Genomic DNA, 21,089 nt, shown 5'->3' with positions numbered 1-21,089 from the left:
GAAGGAGGCAAACGATGTGTCTTGCGGTTCCCGGAAAAGTGCTCAGTGTCCACGAACGCGACGGCACGCTGATGTCGGAGGTCGACTTCGGCGGCGTGCACAAGGACGTGTGCCTGCAATACATTCCGGACGTGGTGGTCGGCGATTACGTCGTGGTGCACGTCGGGTTCGCGATCCAACGTCTGGACGAAGAATCCGCTTTGCGGACGCTGGCCGAGTTCGAACATCTCGGCGTGCTGAAGGAGGAGTTCGGCGACGGTTTCTCGATCGCGGCGAAGCAGGCCGGTGTCGACAACCCCGATGCCCCACCGTCCGGGGCGAACAATTCCGGCGCGTCCGCGTCGGCAGCGACCGTCGACGACCAGGAGGCGAAGTCATGAAATACCTGGACGAATTCAGCGATCCCGAGCTGGCGCGGCACCTGCTCGACCGCATCCGCGCGGCCACCACCAGGCGGTGGTCGATCATGGAAGTGTGTGGCGGACAAACACATTCGATCATCCGCCACGGCATCGACCAACTGTTGCCCGACCAGATCGAGATGATCCACGGGCCCGGCTGTCCCGTCTGCGTCACCCCGCTGGAGGTGATCGACAAGGCCCTCGAGATCGCCGCGCGACCGGGGGTGATCTTCTGCTCCTTCGGCGACATGCTTCGGGTACCCGGCAGTCACAAGGATCTGTTCCGGGTCAAGAGCGAAGGCGGCGACGTGCGGGTGGTCTACTCTCCGCTGGACGCGCTGGAACTGGCCAAGCACAACCCGGATCGCCAGGTGGTGTTCTTCGGTATCGGATTCGAGACCACCGCGCCCGCCAACGCGATGACGGTGTACCAAGCCCGACGACTCGGCCTGGAGAATTTCTCGCTGCTGGTCTCGCACGTGCTCGTCCCACCGGCCATCGCGGCGATCATGGAATCGCCCAGCTGCCGGGTGCAGGGATTCCTCGCCGCCGGGCACGTTTGCACGGTGATGGGTACCGGCGAATATCCGCCGCTGGCCGAGAAGTACCGGGTTCCGATGGTGGTCACCGGATTCGAACCGCTGGACATTCTCGAAGGCATCCGGCGCACGGTGCTTCAGCTCGAGCAAGGACGTCACGAGGTCGAGAACGCCTATCCGCGCGCGGTCGCCGCGGCCGGGAATCCGGCGGCCAAGGCGATGCTCGAGGACGTCTTCGAGGTCACCGACCGGGCGTGGCGCGGCATCGGTGTGATCCCCAGCAGCGGCTGGCGACTGTCGCCGCGATACCGCGACTACGACGCCGAACAGCGCTTCTCCGTCGGCGATCTGCATACCGAAGAGTCTTCGGTATGCCGGTCCGGTGAAGTACTCCAAGGCTTGATCAAACCGCACGAATGCGCCGCGTTCGGCACGACGTGCACCCCGCGAAACCCCTTGGGTGCCACAATGGTTTCCTCCGAAGGCGCCTGCGCCGCGTACTACCTGTACCGACGTCTCGATCTTCCCTCGGAGGTCGCCCATGCCTGAGACCAATGGCGCTGGGGCAGCCGCATCGCCCCCACTCGACATCGACGGTTGGGTCTGCCCCATGCCGCTGCGCGACGCGCCCAATATCGTGATGGGACACGGCGGTGGCGGCGCGATGTCGGGTGAGCTGATCGAGCATCTGTTCCTGCCCGCGTTCGGTGCGGCCGCCGACACCGAGCTCGGCGATTCGGCGGTGCTCGCCCTCGGCGACGTGCGGCTGGCGTTCTCCACCGACTCGTTCGTGGTGAAACCATTGGTATTCCCCGGCGGCTCGATCGGTGACCTCGCCGTGAACGGCACCGTGAACGATCTGGCGATGTCCGGCGCTCGGCCGGTGGCCCTGTCGACCGCGTTCATTCTCGAAGAGGGCACCGCGCTCTCGGAAATCGCCCGCATCGCCGAGGCGCTCGGCACCGCCGCGCTCGCGGCCGGAGTCCGGCTGGTCACCGGCGACACCAAGGTCGTCGATGCCGGGCACGGCGACGGCATCTTCATCAACACCGCGGGCATCGGACTCGTCCCGCAAGGCGTCGACATCCGGCCTCAACGGGCGCGGCCCGGCGATATCGTGCTGGTCAGCGGTGAGATCGGACTGCACGGTATCGCGGTGCTGAGCTGCCGGGAAGGCCTCGAGTTCGGCACGACCCTGTGCAGTGATACCGCGCCACTGCACGGATTGGTCGCGGCCATGCTCGCCACCGGCGCGGATGTGCACGTGCTGCGTGATCCCACGCGCGGCGGAATGGCCGCCTCCCTCAACGAGATCGCGCGCGCCGCGAGCATCGGTGTCGAGCTCGACGAACGGGCGATCCCCGTGCCCGTCGGGGTTCGCGATGCCTGCGGGTTGCTCGGTCTCGACCCGCTGTATGTCGCCAACGAAGGCAAGCTCGTCGCGTTCGTAGCACCCGAGGACGCCGATCGCGTCCTGGACGCCATGCATGCGCATCCGCTCGGGGCCCGCGCGGCTATCGTGGGTCATTGCATTGCCGAACACCCTGGGATGGTGGTAGCCCGAACGGCCCTCGGGGGTACCCGCGTCGTCGACCTCCCCGCGGGAGAGCAGCTACCGCGAATCTGTTGAACACGGCGGTGGCTCCGGCGACGAGTGGGAAAGATGGGACCGTGGGGATGGCAACAGTCACCACGAGGCTGCGCGATGCCTGGACCGGATTCGACGGCGGGCAGCGGCGCAGCATCCTTGGCATGACAGCAACGATCGTCACCTTGCACATCGTGGGATGGGGGACGCTGCTGTTGCTGGTCGTGCCCGACGGTTACCGGGTGGACGGCGCCATCTTCGGCACCGGGCTCGGCGTCACTGCCTACACCCTGGGCATGCGACACGCCTTCGACGCCGACCATATCGCCGCGATCGACAACACCACCCGAAAACTCGTGGCGGACAAGCAGAAACCGCTCGCGGTCGGCTTCTGGTTCTCCTTGGGACATTCCACCATCGTCTTCGTACTCGTCGCGCTGCTGGCCTTCGGTGTTACCGCGCTGGCGCGCAACCTGGAAAACGAGGACTCGCGGCTGCAGCGGTGGACCGGGGTGTTCGGCACGTCGGTCTCGGGCACCTTCCTGATCCTCATCGGACTGCTGAACCTGACCGCGCTGATCGGTATCTGGCAGGTCTTGCGCGCCATGCGGCGCGGCGGCTACAGCGAGGAGCAACTCGAGCGCGCATTGGACTCCCGCGGTGTGCTCAACCGGGTGCTGGCGCCGGTCATGCGCGCGGTGCGCAAGCCGTGGCAGATGTATCCGGTAGGGCTGCTGTTCGGCCTCGGTTTCGACACCGTCACCGAAGTGGGTCTGCTGGTGATCGCCGGCGGCGCGGCCGCCACCGGGCTGCCCTGGTACGCGATACTCGTGCTGCCGGTGCTGTTCTCGGCAGGCATGTCGCTGTTCGACGCGCTGGACGGTTCGTTCATGAACTACGCCTACGGCTGGGCCTTCGCCGGACCGATCCGCAAGATCTACTACAACATGGTGGTCACCGGGCTCTCGGTCGCGGTCGCTTTGCTGATCGGTGTCCAGGAGCTCATCTCCATCCTCACCGAGAAACTCGATCTGACCAGCGGCGTACTCGCCTGGATCGGGGGCCTCGACCTCGCCACGATGGGCTTCATCATCGTCGGCCTCTTCGCGGTCACCTGGGCTGCCGCACTCGCGATCTGGCATTACGGCGATATCGAAAGTCGCTGGAGCGCAACGCTATCGGAGGAGCCGACCTGATGGACGGTGTGGAGATGTTCGCGCGCTACGCGTACGCGCCCAACCACCTCGGCTACTGCGGGCCCGAGCACGCCGCCGCGCTACGTGAACGCGATCGCGAACAAGTGCGGGTGCTGGCGCGCGGCTTCTCCGGCGCCTGGCCCTACCTGCGGGCCATGTCGCTGCTGACCGGCATCACCGACCCGCTCGATGAGCGATTGGTGGCATCCTATTGGCTGGGTGGTGGAATCGGCGCCGATCTCGACGGCCCCGAATTCCTCGCCGAGTTGCTGCGACTCATCGCCCCGATCGCCGGTGTGTATTGGTCCCATCTGGGGCCCGCCCTCGCTTCGGAGGCGGCCGCGAACCACAGCTTCCACGTGTTCGGTGTCTACCCGTGGACCAGGCTGCTGGCCGCCACCGGCGGCGAGCAGCCCTTGGGAATCCTCGATAACTGCCGCATCACCGCAGCGACCGTACTGGATCGCCACCACGACGAGCTCACCGTCGGCACCCGCCGGTTGCGCTGGGATGGCGCACGCCTATCCCTGTCGGAGACGATACGGCGCACCATCCCGGTGTGGACCGACGGCTACGCCGCGCTCCCGGACGCGGCGCCTGGCGACGATATCGCGCTGCACTGGGGACAACCGTGCGGGCGGTTGACGGCCGAACAAGTCGACGACCTCACCAACAGCACGCAACAGCAACTGCGCGTGACGAATCGACGTCTGGCGGCACCGGCACACGCTGCGGATTGAATGGGACCGCTCCGGGCAGAACGGTCTCGGTATGCGGGCCCGGGCAGGGGGCCGAGTTCCTGCTGGTGAGCTAGGCGACAGCGAACCGCTGAGTGTGGTGAGGACGGCGATCCACGGTGCGATTCGGGTGGCGGCGTCGGCGCCTACCGCAGTGATGGTCGACGCCGCGGTCGTGGCGATCAGGCCCAGTGCGATGGCGACCCGACGCCCTCGTCATGTCCGTTGAGCACCGGTCAGTTCGCAACCGGCGAGAAGTAAGCCGTTCGTGGCGAACCCACCGGCGAGCCCACCGATCGGGTCCGCCGGCGCCCCGATCTTACTGTTGCGCAGCGTTTTACACGCCGCACACCATCAATCAGCAGCCGGATGGGCGAGCCGACCGACGGTGTTCAGGTGACGCAGCGCTTGGGCGTATGAGCCGAGCAGGCTGGTCTGGCAGTAGGGAACACCGATTTCGGCGCAGAATGCGGCAACCAACGGCTGGGCTCGGCGCAGGTTGGGCCGGGGCATGGACGGGAACAGATGGTGTTCGATCTGGTAGTTCAGCCCGCCGAGAGCGGCGTCGGTCAACCAGCCGCCGTGGACATTGCGGGATGTGAGCACTTGACGGCGCAGGAAGTCGGTTGAACCGGGATTCGGCAGCACGGCCATCCCCTTGTGGTTCGGCGCGAAGGTGCACCCCATGTAGAACCCGAACAGGCCTTGCTGCACCACAATGAAGGCAATTGCTTTGGCCGGGGGCAGCACGAGGAATACCGCGGACAGGTACAAGGCCGCATGGGCGCCGAGCAGCGCGGCCTCCCGGCCCCAGTACGGTGTCGCCCGTCGGGCCACCGCTCGAACACTGGCGTAGTGCAGACTGCCCGCTTCGAGGAACAGCATCGGAAAGAACAGCCATGCTTGGTATCGGAATATCAGCCGCCGGATGCCACGGCCGGCCCGCGCCCGCACACCGGAGTGCGCCAGCACGCCCATGATGTCGGGGTCGGCGCCCTCGGTATTGGGGTTTGCGTGGTGCCGATTGTGATTGCCGACCCACCAGCCGATACTCAACCCGATGGCCAGATTCCCGCAAATCAGGCCGAACAGATAGTTGGCCTGCCGGGTGCGAAAGATCTGCTGATGCCCGGCATCGTGGCCCAGGAAGGCGAACTGAGCGAAGATCGCGGCCAGAAACACCGCGGTGACCAGCTGCCACCAGGTGTCGCCGATGAGAGCGAACGCCGTCCACCCTGCGGTCAGCCCGGCCACGGAGACCACGATTCTCCAGCCGTAGTACCGCAGCCGCCGGTTCAGCAGTCCCGCTTGTCGCATTCGGCGAGACAGTCTGGCGTAGTCGCTGCCCCGCTCCGCGATCTGCTCGGGCTCGACGCGCGGGTTGGTTTCGGTCAGTGTCACGCGTTGGCCCTATCGATACATCACCGGTTGCGAAGGATGTCCGCGTGCGCAAACCTAGCGACCGGAACCGAACAACAGCCCCACTCTGCGCGAACGCTCGGGGTCGGTTACTTGCCGCTGAAGCCCGTACTCGTGCGGACGGCCCGGAGAGTAGCGTCAGCAGGGCGTGGCGGTCAAACTCCGGAACGAATCGGGGTTCCGTACTGGTGAGCTCGCGTAATCAACTGTCGCGAGTTGATGGTGTCGAGCCGGACGGTGTCCGGGTTTGCGCGAGCAGGACGGTCAGCCGTAGCGAACCCTGAGGATCGGCGCCAGGGCGACGGGCATCGTGATGCGCGGCGGCTCGGTTCTCCGGCGGCGCTCCTGCCCGGTCGCCACCTACTCGGTGCCGGGAATTGCCGGGAATTGCCGGGCTATGCGGTAGCCCGGTCGAATCGGGTGGCCCATTCGGCCAGGTACTCCCGCAGTGCCGGTGAGCCGATCACGGTGAACTCGGAGTTCAATGAGCCCAGCGCCATCGCTGGCCACTCCAGCGCGTCACTGGTCATCCGCACCAGGCAGCTGTGGTCGCCGCGCTCGTTCACCTCGGCCCAGCGGCCGATCTTGCGCCGGACGTCATCGGCTGGCGCGTGCACCAGGGCCTGGATGTGGTGCACGACCGGTCGATGGAGTGCGGTAACCCGTTCCCGGACAAACGCTCCAGCGTCTTCAGCGGGTAGCGTGCGCGGCCGGAACCTTGCCCCGGTGCCGCGCGGGTCGGACATGCGGTCCGCCCGGAAGCTGCGCCAGTCGTTGCGGCCCAAGTCGTAGGCGACCAGATACCAGCGGCGACCCAGGGTCACCAGGCGCAACGATTCGACGTGGCGGCGACTGGGCCGGCCGTCCGCCGCCACGTAGTCGAACTCCATCCGCTCGGAGTCTCGGCACGCCTGGGCGACGACGACGAGCACATCCGGGTCTGTGTCAAGATCCGGCCCGGCACCGTCCCAACCGGTCGAGACGGTCATCGCGCGCAGCGCCTCTACGCGTCGGCGCAGCGCCGGCGGCATGACCTGAATGACCTTCGCCTGTGCGCGCACCGAGGACTCGGCCACACCGGCCAGACCGCTGTGCGCCACCGCGCGCAGGCCGACCACCAGCGCCACGGCCTCTTCGTCGTCGAGCACCAGCGGCGGCAGCACGGCGCCGGGGGCCAGCTGGTAGCCGCCTTCCACCCCGCGGGATGCGTTCACCGGGTAGCCCAGCTCGCGCAGTCGGTCCACGTCCCGCCGCAGCGTGCGGATGGACACCTCCAATCGGCGGGCCAGTTCCTCGCCCGGCCAGTAGCGGTGGGTCTGCAACAGCGAGAGCAGGCGCAGGGTCCGTGAGCTGGTGTTCGACATGTCTTTCAGTATGCGGCCAATTGCGGACAGAAACTGGCACTTATTATCTCTACCTTGGGTTTCATGACCTTCACAGAGCAGACTCAAACCACTTCCCCGCTTCTCACCAGCGAGCGGGCAGACCTGCTGGCCACGCTGGCGCAGCACCGGTTCTTCCTCACCAACACCACTCGCGGCCTGACCGACGAGCAGGCCGGACTGCGCACCACCAAGAGCGAGCTCTGCCTGGGCGGGCTGATCAAGCATGTGGCGCACGGCGAGCGACAGTGGGTGTCGTTCATCCTGGAAGGCCCGGACGCGATGAGGTCCGGAGGCAAGGATTGGGCGGATTGGACAGACGAGGATTACGCCGAGTACAGCAGCCAGTTCCGAATGCTGCCGGGCGAGACCCTCGCGGGCATACTCGCCGACTACGACCGAACAGCCGAACACACCACCCAGGTGCTCACCGAGCTCCCCTCACTCGACGCCGACCACCCCTTGCCCCGAGCCCCCTGGTTCGAAGTGGGTGTCCGCTGGTCGGCACGCCGCGTGCTGCTGCACATCATCGCTGAGACCGCCCAGCACGCCGGCCACGCCGACATCATCCGCGAATCCCTGGACGGCGCCAAATCCATGGGCTGAACGGGGTTCCGGATTGGCAGGCCCGCGTAATGGCCAGTGATGGCTACGTCCATTGATCTGGACGGCGTCTGTCCGCGAATTTGGACGGCACTGGCAAATCGGACAGGGGTGGTGTCCGCGGATTTGGACGGCACCTGTGCCGGTCCAGACGGTGATGGCGGTAGGGGTGCGGGCCGGGTGTGTTGAGGCATGGTGGGAATGTCTGCGACCGCTCGATAGGCGGCACGAGAGTGCGTTTCGTGTGGCGGCTGCGGTGTCAGGACTCGCCTCTGAGCCACGAGTAAATCTTCTGAGCGCGCTCCTGATCATCGAAGTCTTGGAGTGCACCGGCGGGCACGCCACCACGTCATTGCTGGTCGGCAAGTTGTCCGCATCCGGTCGGCAGAACGCCCTCGCGGCGGCCCTCGGTCGTACGTCTCGGCCTGAGCCTGGTTGCGCGCGTGCGCGACCCGCTCCACGAGCGTGACCGGGCCTGGCCGGATCACCGGATACGCCAGGGCCTGCATGACCTCGGCTTTCGTGACGTCGTGAAGGTACACGGACTCGGCAACGTCGTCGCGAAAGTAATAACCCACCCTGGAGCATACAAGCGAATACGCCGGGCCGGGAGAGCTGTCACCACGGCCGCAACGGACCGTACTCAGCCATTCGGTACCCGAGGGCGGTCGCCGTAGGCAAAAACCGCTTCCCCCGGCACAAGCTCGCGGCGCAGAATCAGCGTCTTCGCATACCCTCGCCCGAATCTGGGCAGTCCGGAACCCCTACGAAGTTGCGTCGCGCACGACGCACCGGAAGCCGAGATGGCAGGTAGCGGTGTCCTCGGTCTGACCTTGTCGGGCCGCGGGCCGGTACCGCAGGCAATAGCATGCCGCGCACAGATATGATCCGCCCTTGATGATGCGGCGTGGAAACCGTTGCGGCACTGTCGATTCGGGTGTTTCCACCTGCGGATTGTGTGGAGCGCAGCAGGTCGGCGTCGGATGCCGAGGATGGAAATAGTCGATGGTCCACTCCCAGACATTGCCGGTCATATCGTGCAGTCCGTAACCGTTCGGCGCATAGGTGCCGACCGCCGTGGTGCCAGGAGTCCCAGCCTGCCCGCGACCGGGGTCGAATTGCCAGGGAAACGCGCCGACCCAGACATTGGCCATGCGGCGGCCGGTCGGTTCGAATTCGTCGCCCCAGGTGAACGTGGCCCCCTCCAGTCCACCGCGAGCGGCATACTCCCATTCGGCTTCCGTCGGCAGCTGTTTGCCGACCCACGCCGCATATGCTTGCGCGTCCTCGTAGGCGACCTGGGTGACCGGGTGGCGGTCGAGCCCGTCGAGTGTGGTGCCGGGCCCGCGTGGGTGGCGCCAGCACGCCCCGGGCACGTACCGCCACCAACGGCGCCAGTTGTCCAAGGGCACCGGTCCCCGGGTGGGTCGGAATACCAGTCCGCCCGGGATCAGGTTCTGCGGCTCCGCATCCGGGTAATCCTCGGCTGCGGGAGTGCGTTCGGCGACCGTGACGTATCCGGTCTTCTTCACGAACCGCCGGAAAGCGGCGTTGGTCACCGGGTGCGGGTCGATCCAGAACGCATCGACCCGCACCCGGTGCACCGGCCGCTCCTCGGGAAAGAAGTCCTCCGATCCCATCGCGAAGCTGCCGCCGGATATCTGGACCATGCCTCGCCGAATATCGTCACGGATCGCGGTAGCCACGAATCGCCGCCTCAATCCCGCGAAAATGCCGCAGCCGCAGCCATTTCCAGGTCCTGATACGGTTTGCCGCTCACGTCCTCGATGACCTGGTGCATGGTGCCCCCGGTGAACGGGAACGGTGCGCGATAGCGTGCGGAAACAGATTGACCACCGTCGCGACCGACGCGGATTCCTTCCCCGACACCGGAGAACACGATGGGCTGGGTGCGCATATCCTCGAACGAGCCGACCGGGTCCTCATCGATGTACAGGACGGCCTCACCGGTCGGGGTGAAGTTGTCGGGGCGGGTTCCACGACGTTCGTACCGTATCCCGAGGATGTGATCACCCAGCGGTACCGTTCGATCCGAAACGATGGTCTGCTCTTCCTCGCCGAGGAAGTTGTAGGTGTAGTGCAGGTGGCCGTCCTTGACATAGAGCGTGTGTCCGCCGAGTCGGCCGCCGTGGGCGAACAGCACTCCTTCGGCATCCGCGCGGTCGATCGTGGTCTCCGCGAGCAGCGCGAACGACCGGCCCTGAATCTCCAGTGCCGCACCGGGTCCCACCTCCGCGCTGCCCGGATAGTAGACAGCACTGTCCCGCTTCGCGCCGTACGTCGGACGGTAACGGGTCAAAGCGGAGATGACGTCGAGATCATTGAGGGGCATGCCATTGTATTTCTCGGCCTCCGAGAACCACAATGCCCTCAGCTCCTCGAGTTTCTCGGGGTGAACCTCGGCGAGGTCGTGCACCTGGCTGCGGTCCTGCTCGATATGGAACAGTTCCCAGCGGTCCTTGTCGAAATGTCCCCAGCCGGACGGGCATGCCGCATGAATGGTGTCGGCGAACCACCCGCGATGCCAGATGCCGCGCGTGCCGAGCATCGAGTAGAACTGCGTGTGCTTGCCGACGTCCGCGTTCGCGTCGTCGAACAGCGCCCGGAAACTGACCCCCTCCAAGGGGCGCTGCGCCACATTCTTCACCGTGTCCGGCGGTGTGATGCCGAGTAGGTCGTAAACGGTCGGGGTGACATCGCAGACGTTGAGGTACTGGTGGCGCACTTCGCCGCGGGCCGCTATCCCTGCGGGCCACGACATCAGGCACGGGTCGGCGATGCCGCCCTCATGCGAGGCATATCGCTTGTACAGCTTGTACGGGGTGTTGAACGCCATCGCCCACCCGATGCTGTAGTGGCTATAGGTGGTCGGCGAACCCAGTTCGTCGAGCTTGGCCAGACTGTCATCGATCGTGTCGAGGTAGCCGTTGAAGAACTTCATCTCGTTGGCGGTGCCGTTCGGACCGCCCTCGCCGCTGGCGCCGTTGTCGGAGAACGTGACGATGATGGTGTTGTCGAGTTGACCGCTTTCCTCGAGATAGTCCAGTAGTCGGCCGATCTGCGCGTCGGTGTAGGACAGGAATCCGGCGAACACCTCGGCCTGCCGTCGAAACAGCCGCTTCTCGTCCTCCGACAACGAATCCCACGGTCGCACCGTGTCCAGCAGCGGCCACGGCTTGCCGTCGGCACTGGTGACGTTCACATACGGGTTCATGGGTGAGAGTTCGGTGTTCTCCGGTATCAGACCCATGCGCTTCTGGTTCGCCAACACGATCTCGCGGTATTTCTCATAGCCCATGTCGAACCGGCCGCGGTATTTGTCGGCCCATTCCCGTGGCACGTGGTGCGGCGCATGCCCGCATCCGGGGCACAGGTAGGTGAACCACGGCTTGTCGGGGGCGACCACCTTCGCGTCGCGGATGAACTCGATTGTCTTGTCGGCCAGGTCCTTCGACAGGTGATATCCGTCTTCCGGTGCGTACGGCTGCGTAATCGGATGATTGTCGTAGACCAGATTCGGATACCACTGGTCGGCCTCGCCACCCAGGAACCCGTAGAACCGCTCGAACCCACGCCCCAGCGGCCAATGCCGTTTGGACGCCGCCAGATTCTCCTCTTCCAGCGGTGTCATATGCCATTTGCCGACCGCGTAGGTGTTCCACCCACGCTCGGCGAGCACCTCCGAGCACAGCGCCGTTTCGGCCGGTATGCGACCGCACATGCTCGGGAAGCCGTCGGTGAACTCCTCGATGGTCGCCATACCGACAGAGGTCGCATTCCGGCCGGTCATCAGGGAAGCGCGAGTTGGTGAACACAGGGCAGTGGTGTGGAACTGCGTGAACTGCACACCACTGTCGGCGATGCGCTTCATATTCGGCATTTCGACCAGACCGCCGTAGCAGTCCCAAGTTCCGATCCCGATGTCGTCCCACACCAGATACAGCACATTCGGCGCGCCCCGTGGTGCCGTCGGTTCCGCGTAGGGCCCCCAATCGGGCACCGAATCACGGATATCGAGCGCGACCTCCCCCTCGAACTTCCTGACCATCATCCACCTCCGGTAACGAAAGCTGATTATTTGCCGTTCACCCTGTTATCCGGGCTCGGGACCTCATGTCGGCTACACCCACGAACGCCGATCGGCGCGGCTGTCGTGTCGGGATGGGCATTCCCAGCTCCGGCGATACCGCGGAGAAGGGCTCGGATGTGCGATTCGATGTGTGGTGGTCATGCTCCTCCAGGACCTGATGTCCGGATATTCGCTGATCAACACCTTCGGTACTCAGAGCGTACGACTACATACGGCGGTGTGCTTCCGAATCGATCGGATCGAAGAGACAGCAGCAACCGCTCACATCGCCCGGTTACGACACAGGTTGCGATTTGTCTGTGGCCACCGTGCCTCGAGTTCGTCGGCTACGTCGGTGGCGGATGTCAGGCCGGCGGAAGTGCGGGCGCCGTCGATGCCACCGTGTCCCGTCCCGGTGCCAGCACCACCGAACTACCGGTCATCGGAGTGGGGACAACCCGCCCTTTCCATCCGCACCATCCTTGACATGCCGCGATGGTTTCCTCCGCGACGTGTCCGTCGGAAAACTCAGCGGTGATAACAAAAGCACGGGCAGCGTATTCGCATATCGGGCACTTGCCGAAGTAGTTCAGAATTTCGCGAACGTCCGATGAAACAACTGACCGCTGATTTCCTGCCATTGCCGCACTCCTCCCTGATCACCGAGGGTACAAGCGCCTGGCGCGTACATTTACGGCTTCGAGCCGGAAGACCCCGAGGCACTGCTGAAGTGGGCGCGGATCGCTGAGGAATAGCTATGTTCTGTGCCGAGTGAACTTCAACAAGGACACATCCATCGTTGGCTTGTTCTTCCTTCAGGCGGGGTGACGGTCCCCTGATGACCTACTCGACCCCGAGGGCGACTTCGGTCGATTTGATGAGGACTGTGACCCGGGAGCCGTCGCTGAGTTGGAGGTCGTCGGCCGCGTCGCGGGTGATGGAGGAGGTGATTTCGTCGCCGCCGGTCAACCGGACGCGGACGACGGCCATCGCTTCGCCGCGGGTGACCGAGACGACTGTTCCATCGAGTTGGTTACGTGTGGATAGTCGCATGTCGGTGATCCTACGCAGTGCGGGCGCCGATGCACCGGATCTTCGTGCACGTCGCGTGCGCTGCGTTCGCTCGAACAACCGGCACCGGGTGCCGGATGAGTACTTCGGCGGATTCAAGGCCGGTGGTGCGGTAAAGGCGTGGGTGGTATCGGTTCGAGCGACGTGTCGGAAGGTCGCGTCCAGGCAGGCGATCCGGTGCGCGTAGGTCAGCTCGCGGACCATCCCGACCAGCGGGTGACGTCGATGGCGAGCACTGGTCCGGGTGGCGGCTGGGTGTGGTAGATCGGATAGCGCGCGGTCAGCAGGTCCAGGGCATGTTCGGCTTCGGCGCCGTCGACGATCCGCGCGCTGCCGTCGGCCCTGGTCCACCACAGGTGCGTCCAGTCGCCGTCATAGCGGTCTACGAGCACGGCTACGGCGGGGTTGGCAGTGATATTCGCCAAGCGGCGCAAGGCGGTTGTCGTCTTCGGCTTGGCATCGACAGCGGTGTATATGGTGTCGTCGGCGACCGCGAACACGATCGGCACGATATGTGGACGCAGGTCGGTCGATGCGGTGGCCAGTCGGGCTACCGGCTCTGCGATGAACCGTTCTCGCGCCACCTTCGCACTCAGTCGCACCGCACCTCCACATTACGATCGGAACAGGTCTTCGGACCGTGGACCCATTCTGCTATCAGATGCGAACGAACAGCGGCCGCGTGGGGTCCACCGGAATCGGTACAGCAGGGCCGATTCCGAACAGAATGAAGACCGCGGGCTCCGGGCTGTCGCACAGCGAGCCGTCGTAGTGCGGCATACCCGCTGTGCGCGTGGCGAGTTCGCCGGGGTACACAGGCAGCGTGGTGGTGAGGTCGATGGTGGGGCCCGCACCGAGGGTCCAGACACCCGAGAGCATCACGGCGTGGCGGTCGAAGATGTAGGCGTGCGGCGCGCTCATCCAACCGGGATGCCAACGGGCATAGCTCGCGTAGAAGCCGGGGTTTCGCGAGGAACCGAGCGCGTCGGCAGTTTCGAAGCTCTGCGGTGGTGCGCCGGGAGCGGGCTGCCAGCTCAGGTCGGCCAAACCGTGAATCGTCGTGCCCGGCCCTGGGGACCGGTCCTGGACGGTCGAGAATTCGACGGTCGGCGACTTTGCCGCGTTACCGTTCGAGCCGTTCCAGACCACGGGTGGCATCAGGCCCAGTGCGGGCAGCGCCAGCGCGATTCTGCGGCGCATTTCGCGTGCCGTTTCATCTTCCGCCTCGGTCAGACATCGGTTGTCTTCCACGCGCATGAACTCCTGGACGTCATCGCAGCAGGGCAAACCGAATTCCTGACGCATCATACGGCGATGTTCCAAATGTTTGCTGAATATTCGCGGTATCAGCTCTTGTGTGGGTTCGCCGATATCATCGGCAGCTTCTCCCAACGAACGCTCGCCGATCACGGCGGGTGTATCTGGTCGGCGTCGGCGCCTCCGGACTCCTCGCGACGGATATGGCACAAACGCTGACCCGCATCGGAATGTGTTGCGGCGCACGCACATCTGAGGACGATGGACTGGTCCGGGCGAGTCTGCTGCGGGCCGGTGATGTCACCGTCACGTTCTCGCACTCGGGCGAAACGACGGCGGCGATCAAGCCGTGCGCCGGACCGCCGACACGGGCGTGACCACGGTTGCGGTGACGGCCGGGGCACGATCCGCACTGACGAATTGCGCCGCGCACACGGTGCTGGCAATGGACACGAGAACGGATTCCGTTCCGCGGCAATGGCGATATGCCGTTCGCCCAAACCTTGCACGGCCAACCGCTACCCTGAGCCGCAGTTCCGCGCCACGCCGGAACGATGTGTCCGCAATTCGGAGGCACCATGCTGTCCCTGCAGGAGATTTCCGACCGCCTGGAGATCGAGGACCTCATGGTCCAGTACTCACATGCGGTCGACACCCACCAGTGGGATCTGCTCGACGAGATCTTCACCGCGGATGCGCACATCGACTACTCGGCCATGGGCGGCCCGGCCGGTGATCTGGAATCCACCAAGAAGTTCCTGGCCACCGTCATGCCGAACTTCCTCGCGTTCCAACATCTGATCAGCAATTCGTCCATCACCGTCGACGGTGACAGTGCCACCGGACGCACCATGTGCCACAACCCGATGCTGGTCTCGACCGGCGAAGGTCGACAGAGTCTGATGCTATGTGGGCTCTGGTATCACGACACTTTCGCCCGCGTCGATGGCCGCTGGCGGATCAAACAGCGCGTCGAGGAGAAGAGCTTCATGTTCGTCGGGGTCCCAGTAGTAATCGGACGAAAAACAACGACAATGGCTTGATCAGCGGAGATAGTGGTCTTCTGGTTTGTCCTGCGGGGCATCGTGATTGGTGCTTGGCTTGACTGCCGATGAGATTGGTCGGCGTGCAGGGGGTCGGGTTTCGTGGCGATGCAGGTGTTCGCGGCCGAGGAGTTGGCGCGGCTGCGTGAGTTCCCGGATATCAGCCGCGAGGAGTTGTTCCGGCACTTCACGCTCACTCCGGCTGACATCGCCTTTCTGACGCCGGGACGCGGGCGCGGCCCGGCGGAGCGGCTGGGTTTGTCGGTGGCGTTGTGCGCGCTGCCGTGGTTGGGGTTCGTGCCGGACAAGGTGGCTGCCGCGCCTGTGGTGGCGGTGGCCCGGTTGGCGCAGCAACTGGATGTTGATGCGTCGCTGATCCGTTCGTACGGCCGCCGGGCGCAGACGCGCACCGAGCACCTGCGATTGGCGGCTCAGTATCTGGGCTGGCGGTCGGCCGATGCGATGGAGCTCAAGGAGTTGGACGAGTTCTTGCTGGCGCGGGCGATGGAACATGATTCGCCGACACTGCTGTTCCGGTTGGGGTGTGAGTATCTGCTCTCGGCGCGGGTGATCCGCCCCAGCCCCGATACCGTCGTGCGCCGCGTTGTGCATGCTCGCGAACAGGCACAACGGGAGACCTACGATCGACTCGCGCACGAGCTGACTCCGCACCGACGCGCCGAGCTGGACCGGTTGCTGGTCATCGATGCCTCGATTCGGATGTCGCGGCTGCGGTGGTTGTCCACCGGACCGGTGGAGGCGTCGGCGGCCGCGGTAAAGAACGAGGTCGAGAAGCTGGGGTTCGTTCGTGGTCTGGGGGCGGACACCCTGGATTTGTCGGTGCTTCCGGCCGAGCGCCGCCGGTTCCTGGCCACGCTGGGTCGCCGCCTGACCGGTCAAGCCCTGGAACGCCGTGATCCCGAGCGCCGGTATCCGATCTTGTTGACGGTGCTGGCGCAGTCGGCCGCCGAGGTACTCGATGAGGTGGTGGCGCTGTTCGACCAGGCGGTGTCGGCGAAGTTCAGTGCCGCCGAGAACCGGATGCGCGAGGAACTGGCCGAACGCGGCAAGAGCGGAGAGAACCGGCAGGCGCTGCTGGACGAGCTGCTCGCGATCATCACCGACCCGCAGGTTCCCGACGAGGAAGTGGGTGCGTTGATCCGGGGTGAGGGCATCGGGTGGGAGCGGTTGCGGGCCGCGATCGCCCAGGCCCGGCCGCGACTGCCGCGTGATCACGGGCACCTGGCCGCCCTCGATGGGTCGTATTCGAATCTGCGGAAGTTCACTCCGGCGGTATTGTCGGCGGTGCGCTTCGCCGGCGGAACGTCGGCAACGGAGTTGCTGATCGCGGTCAACATGTTGCGCGAGCTCAACGCGACCGGTCGCCGGAAGGTGTTCGACGACGTGCCCACAGGATTCGTACCGACCAAGTGGCGCGGATATCTCGACGAAGCACGCAAGACCGGCAATGCCGTGGCCTACCGACACTTTTGGGAGTTGTGTGTGCTGCTCGGGCTGCGGGACGGGCTGCGTAGTGGGGATGTGTTCGTTCCAGGGTCGCGGCGCTACGCCGATCCAGCCGCCTACCTGCTCACCCGGCAGCAGTGGGAGCCCCAACGCGGCGAGTTCTGCCGCCTGGTCGGCAAACCGGCTGATCCGGCTCGTGCGTTGGCCGCGCTGTCCGATGAGTGGGGTGAGGCGGTCAGTGAACTGGAGCAGATGCTCACCGCTGGTGACGGGCCGGTGCGCCTGGATGAGGCCGGTGATCTGGTGATTTCACCGTTGACCGCCGAGGACATTCCGACCGAGGCGATCGCGTTGAAGGCCGAGTTGACCGAGATGCTGCCGTTCGCGCCGATCGTGTCGTTGCTGATCGAGCTGGACAAACGCACCGGCTACCTGGACTGTTTCACCCATGCCGGCGGCAAGCAGGCTCGCAGCCCGGAGCTCAAACGCAATCTGATCGCGGTACTGCTGGCCTACTCAACGAACCTGGGGCTCACTCGGATGGCCGAGGCCAGTGGCATCACCTACGACATCCTGGCTTGGACCGCGGAATGGTATGTGCGCGAGGAAACGCTGCGCGCGGCGAATCTCGCGATCATCGGCTACCACCAGAGACTGCCGCTGACAGCGGCTTTCGGCACCGGAACCCTGTCCTCCAGCGACGGTCAGCGGTTCCTGACGCGCGGCAAGTCGACCACTGCTCGCACTGTGCCGCAATTCTTCGCTGACCAGGGCTTATCGACCTACACCCACGTCACCGATCAGCACACCACCTACGGCACCAAGATCATCGTCACCACCCGCCGCGAAGCCCACTACGTACTCGATGAAATCCTGGGCAACGCAACCGATCTGCCGATCACCGAGCATGCGACAGATACCCACGGGGTCACCCTGGTCAACTTTGCGCTGTTCGACCTGCTCGGGATGCAGTTGTCCCCACGTATCCGGGACCTGGGCAAGATCACCCTGTACCGGCCGGTACCGCGCGTCGATGCCGAAGCGAGGTTCCCGCACGCAGGACCGCTGCTGACCCGCAAGTTGAATCTGGACTTGATCGCCGAGCATTACGACGACCTGCTCAGATTGGCCGGGTCGCTGAAGTTTGGGCACGCCACCGCGTCCCTGCTGGTCGGCAAGCTGTCGGCCTCGGGTCGGCAGAATGCTCTGGCAGCGGCGCTCAAGGAGTACGGCGCGATGCGCCGCACCGTCTACGCCTGCCGATACCTGACCGATCCCGACTACCGGCGCAAGATCTCGCGCCAGCTCAACAAGGGCGAATCCATCCATGCCCTCAAACGCGACCTCACCTACGCCCACGAAGGCGCCTTCCGTGCCCGACATCTGGAAGCCCAGACCGAGCAGGCGTGGTGCCTGACCCTGGCCACGAACGCAGTAATCGCCTGGACCACAGAGTATTACGGGCTCGCGGTCGAACAGATGCGCCGGGCCGGGCGGCGAGTCGACGACGAGGTCTTGGCCCACATCTCCCCGGCACACAGCGAGAACATCAACTTCTTCGGCGCGATCGAGGTCGACATCGACGCCGAACTCGCCCAACTCGGCCCCACCGGTTACCGACCGCTACGAGTCCGCGACACCCTGTTCTGATGTCCGCCTCGTAGGGATAAGCGGCGGGGTATTCGCATCGTTACGTGTAGGTGGCGTAACGCGGCTGATCGTGGGTCCGGGCCTCGAGCATGTCCGAACCGGCGGGTGGATGCGACTTCTTCGGTCGGCGGCCAGGGGCGCGGTCACTCGGGATCGTGCTGATGGGTAAGGCTTTCGGTTGTCGCTCCCAGCACGCGATCCAGTAGAAGGTCGACGAGATCGAGTACCTCCTCCGGGGTGCCGTACCCCTGGAGCATGCCTTGGGCGAGCCCGCCGATCGTCGCGGTGACGAGTGCGGCGTCGCGCTCCGGTGATGGGTCCGTGCCTCGGACTCGTGCGATTTGCCCGGCGACGATCGTGGTCAGGGCGTTTGGTGCGGCGAAGGTTTGTTCCGCGGTGATGCTCTGACCGGTGACGGCCGCCCAACCGAAGGTGCCGAGGACGATCGTTTCCTCGCGGCGTTGCTCGTCGAGTGGGAGCAATTCGGTGAGCAGCGCGTGGATCATCGCGCGGGGGCTGGCGTCTTCGCCCAGCGCGGTCCACCGTCGCATGAAGCGGGCGCCGGCGTCCTCCATCACCGAGCGGTGGGTCGCCAGCAGGAATTCTCGCTTGGTTCCGAAGTAGTACTGCACCAGCCGTATCGACATCCCGGCCTCGGCGGCGACCGTTTGGAAAGTGACGGCTTCCAGGCCGCCGCTGACGATGACCCGGCGTACGGCGTCGGTGATCTGTCGACGCCGCATTTCGTGGTCGACCAATCGTGGCACGAGCCCTGCCGCCTTCCTGTCGTGTCGAACGATCCAGTGAGCCTTGATGGTACGCACATACCGCATCTGTGATACGTTCATATCATCAAGATTGATACGGACGTACCGTAAAACGAAGACAAGGGAGGGTTCATGCCGAAGATCGGGCGGTTCACCAGCGACAAGGCCAAGACGGCGTATCTGCGGGCCTACGATGCGTTGGCAGCCGACTGGCCTGTGCCGTCGACCGAGATCGACGTCGAGACGAAGTTCGGGACAACGCGAGTGCGTAAGTCGGGAACAGGGGAAGGCCTGCCCCTGTTGCTCCTGCCCGGCATGCCTGGAAACAGTCTGTTCTGGCTGCCGTTCATCGACGAACTGGCGCGCGACAGGGTCGTCTACACACCCGATGTCATGGGCTGGGCCGGCCGCGTTGAGCAGACCGTGCCGATCCGCGACCACGACGAGATCGTCGAGTGGCTCGTCGAGGTCCTCGATGGACTCGGCCAGGAACGCGTCCACGTGGCCGGGTACTCCGACGGCGCCTGGCTGGCTTGCCTGCTCGCCGTCCACCGCTCACAGCGTCTGGCGAGTCTGTCCATGCTCGAACCGGGCGGGGCAACGTTTGCCAAACCGCGCTGGAGCCTGCTGCTGAAAATGGTCATCGCAGGCATGCGGCCCACCCGTGAACGCATGCAGAAGTTCGTCCAGTGGCTAACCCCAGGTGTCGTGTTGAGCGACAAGGAATGGGCGATAGGTACGGCGGCGTTCAAGTTCCGAATCGCCTTGCCGTGGCCGAAACCGTTCACCGACGAACAACTCGCTGCGATCACCGCACCGATGCTGGTGCTGTTCGGAGAGACGACGGTCGCCAACGATCCCGAGATCGGAGTACGTCGCCTTCGCGAGCATGCTCCCGCAGCCGACGTCGAGGTCTACCCGGGTGTCGGACATGAACTTCTGTGGGCACTCCCACAGAAGTTGATACCCCGGCTCCTCGGGTTCATCGCCGAACACGATGCGGTCCGGGCATAAGCAAGCGAGTTCAACCGAGCGGCACACAGAAGAAGCCGCAAATGCGTGCGGTACGGTGTCTCGTGAACGTAGGTTCACGAGACACGTTGCACCCCTGAAGGTCCCCGCAGGTCGGATACCGTCGAATCTGTAACGGTTTCCGTGTACGCGCCAATGTCAACCTGTCGGGGGTTCGTATTACGCTGCACGGCATGCGCATCGGCTACGGGCGAGTCTCCACCCGCGACCAGCATCCCGAAGCCCAACACGACGCACTCACCGCCGCCAGCTGCGAGCAGATCTTCATCGACAAGGCCTCCGGCAAGCTCGCCTCCCGCCCCGAACTGACCAAGGCACTGCTGGTCGCGAACCGGCCCAAGGACCAGCTGGTGGTGACCAAACTCGACCGGCTCGGCCGCTCCCTCGAGCACCTGATCGAGCTGTCCAATACGCTCCAGGACCGCAGCGTGGACCTGGTGGTGCTCGACCAGGGCATCGACACCTCCACCGCAGTCGGCCGCATGTTCTTCCAAATCCTCGGCGCGATAGCCGAATTCGAGCACGCGCTGATGTCCGAACGCACCCGCGACGGGCTCGCTGCGGCTCGCGCACGCGGGCGCACCGGCGGCCAGAAACCCAAACTCGGCCCCAGGCAGGTCGAACTGGCCCAGCAGATGTACAACGAACTCGATGAACACGGCAAGCGTCGCTACACCGTCGAACAGATCGCCGCCGAGTTCGGCGTCACCCGCCCAACCATCTATCGCCACCTCGGCAAGACAACCCCATAGCTGACCAGGACCATGGTCCGATCATCACTGCTGGTCAAGCCATTGTCGTTGTTTTTCGCACGGTTACTACCGGGACCCCTCGTCGCGCCGGGCAC

At 65.0% G+C, this 21,089-nt stretch carries 19 protein-coding genes; 11 read left to right on the top strand and 8 right to left on the bottom strand.

All coding sequences use genetic code 11. The features are described 5' to 3' along the window. Nucleotides 1-14: 14 nt before the first annotated feature. From ACW2Q0_RS26390 to ACW2Q0_RS26370, 5 genes are read left to right on the top strand one after another with little or no spacing between them, the layout of a single operon-like run. Nucleotides 15-380 (top strand): HypC/HybG/HupF family hydrogenase formation chaperone, encoded by a 366-nt coding sequence (locus ACW2Q0_RS26390; protein ID WP_457193604.1) that lies wholly within the window; start codon nt 15-17, stop codon nt 378-380. Beyond that, nucleotides 377-1,489, top strand: coding sequence for a hydrogenase formation protein HypD (gene hypD, locus ACW2Q0_RS26385; protein ID WP_457193603.1), 1,113 nt, complete (start codon nt 377-379; stop codon nt 1,487-1,489). Before ACW2Q0_RS26390 ends, hypD begins: the two co-directional genes overlap by 4 nt. Next, complete coding sequence (gene hypE / locus ACW2Q0_RS26380) at nt 1,482-2,570, top strand: hydrogenase expression/formation protein HypE (protein WP_457193602.1); 1,089 nt, start codon at nt 1,482-1,484, stop codon at nt 2,568-2,570. Before hypD ends, hypE begins: the two co-directional genes overlap by 8 nt. A 47-nt stretch (nt 2,571-2,617) precedes the next feature. Further along, a complete protein-coding gene (gene nicT, locus ACW2Q0_RS26375; RefSeq protein ID WP_457193656.1) occupies nt 2,618-3,724 on the top strand; it encodes a Nickel transporter NicT in 1,107 nt (368 codons plus the stop codon). Then, entirely contained in the window at nt 3,724-4,464 is a 741-nt protein-coding gene (locus ACW2Q0_RS26370; protein WP_457193601.1) for a DUF6390 family protein, read from the top strand. The genes nicT and ACW2Q0_RS26370 overlap by 1 nt, the downstream gene beginning before the upstream one ends. Before the next feature lie 351 nt (nt 4,465-4,815). Here ACW2Q0_RS26370 and ACW2Q0_RS26365 read toward each other — a convergent pair whose 3' ends face one another. Continuing rightward, the gene (locus ACW2Q0_RS26365) at nt 4,816-5,862 is read right to left on the bottom strand and encodes a fatty acid desaturase family protein (protein ID WP_457193600.1); all 1,047 of its coding nucleotides are present in this window, start codon (nt 5,860-5,862) and stop codon (nt 4,816-4,818) included. 413 nt (nt 5,863-6,275) lie between these two features. Continuing rightward, entirely contained in the window at nt 6,276-7,244 is a 969-nt protein-coding gene (locus ACW2Q0_RS26360; RefSeq protein WP_457193599.1) for a helix-turn-helix transcriptional regulator, read from the bottom strand. 63 nt (nt 7,245-7,307) lie between these two features. On the opposite strand from ACW2Q0_RS26360, the gene ACW2Q0_RS26355 reads away from it, so the two are divergent. Further along, nucleotides 7,308-7,868: a DinB family protein gene (locus tag ACW2Q0_RS26355; RefSeq protein WP_457193598.1), complete on the top strand. Its 561-nt coding sequence runs from the start codon at nt 7,308-7,310 to the stop codon at nt 7,866-7,868. 761 nt (nt 7,869-8,629) lie between these two features. Here the strand turns inward: ACW2Q0_RS26355 and ACW2Q0_RS26350 are convergent. From ACW2Q0_RS26350 to ACW2Q0_RS26330, 5 genes are all read right to left on the bottom strand, one after another. Then, nucleotides 8,630-9,535, bottom strand: a complete 906-nt coding sequence (locus tag ACW2Q0_RS26350) for a formylglycine-generating enzyme family protein (RefSeq protein ID WP_457193655.1) — start codon at nt 9,533-9,535, stop codon at nt 8,630-8,632. A gap of 47 nt (nt 9,536-9,582) precedes the next feature. After that, on the bottom strand, nt 9,583-11,934 hold the full coding sequence (locus ACW2Q0_RS26345; protein ID WP_457193654.1) for an arylsulfatase: 2,352 nt from the start codon (nt 11,932-11,934) through the stop codon (nt 9,583-9,585). An 864-nt stretch (nt 11,935-12,798) separates the two neighbouring features. Next, nucleotides 12,799-13,008: a TOBE domain-containing protein gene (locus tag ACW2Q0_RS26340; RefSeq protein ID WP_457193597.1), complete on the bottom strand. Its 210-nt coding sequence runs from the start codon at nt 13,006-13,008 to the stop codon at nt 12,799-12,801. 206 nt (nt 13,009-13,214) lie between these two features. Beyond that, the gene (locus tag ACW2Q0_RS26335; protein WP_457193653.1) at nt 13,215-13,622 is read right to left on the bottom strand and encodes a TIGR03668 family PPOX class F420-dependent oxidoreductase; all 408 of its coding nucleotides are present in this window, start codon (nt 13,620-13,622) and stop codon (nt 13,215-13,217) included. Between the two features lie 61 nt (nt 13,623-13,683). Beyond that, nucleotides 13,684-14,334, bottom strand: coding sequence for a hypothetical protein (locus ACW2Q0_RS26330; protein ID WP_457193596.1), 651 nt, complete (start codon nt 14,332-14,334; stop codon nt 13,684-13,686). A gap of 47 nt (nt 14,335-14,381) precedes the next feature. Here ACW2Q0_RS26330 and ACW2Q0_RS26325 point away from each other — a divergent pair, with 47 nt between their 5' ends. The 3 genes from ACW2Q0_RS26325 (at nt 14,382) to ACW2Q0_RS26315 (ending at nt 18,443) form a co-directional block, all read left to right on the top strand. Next, entirely contained in the window at nt 14,382-14,660 is a 279-nt protein-coding gene (locus tag ACW2Q0_RS26325; protein ID WP_457193595.1) for an SIS domain-containing protein, read from the top strand. A gap of 201 nt (nt 14,661-14,861) precedes the next feature. Then, a complete protein-coding gene (locus ACW2Q0_RS26320; protein WP_457193594.1) occupies nt 14,862-15,326 on the top strand; it encodes a nuclear transport factor 2 family protein in 465 nt (154 codons plus the stop codon). Between the two features lie 102 nt (nt 15,327-15,428). Then, on the top strand, nt 15,429-18,443 hold the full coding sequence (locus ACW2Q0_RS26315) for a Tn3 family transposase (RefSeq protein WP_457193593.1): 3,015 nt from the start codon (nt 15,429-15,431) through the stop codon (nt 18,441-18,443). 143 nt (nt 18,444-18,586) lie between these two features. Here ACW2Q0_RS26315 and ACW2Q0_RS26310 read toward each other — a convergent pair whose 3' ends face one another. After that, entirely contained in the window at nt 18,587-19,210 is a 624-nt protein-coding gene (locus ACW2Q0_RS26310; protein ID WP_457193592.1) for a TetR/AcrR family transcriptional regulator, read from the bottom strand. A 132-nt stretch (nt 19,211-19,342) separates the two neighbouring features. Here ACW2Q0_RS26310 and ACW2Q0_RS26305 point away from each other — a divergent pair, with 132 nt between their 5' ends. Beyond that, nucleotides 19,343-20,224, top strand: a complete 882-nt coding sequence (locus tag ACW2Q0_RS26305; protein WP_457193591.1) for an alpha/beta fold hydrolase — start codon at nt 19,343-19,345, stop codon at nt 20,222-20,224. 191 nt (nt 20,225-20,415) lie between these two features. Then, a complete protein-coding gene (locus tag ACW2Q0_RS26300; RefSeq protein WP_457193590.1) occupies nt 20,416-20,994 on the top strand; it encodes a recombinase family protein in 579 nt (192 codons plus the stop codon). Nucleotides 20,995-21,089 lie beyond the last annotated feature (95 nt).

It is taken from the genome of Nocardia citri (assembly GCF_054065835.1).
The sequence above is the reverse complement of the archived record's forward strand: the minus strand, read 5'-3'. Positions and strand labels throughout refer to the sequence as shown.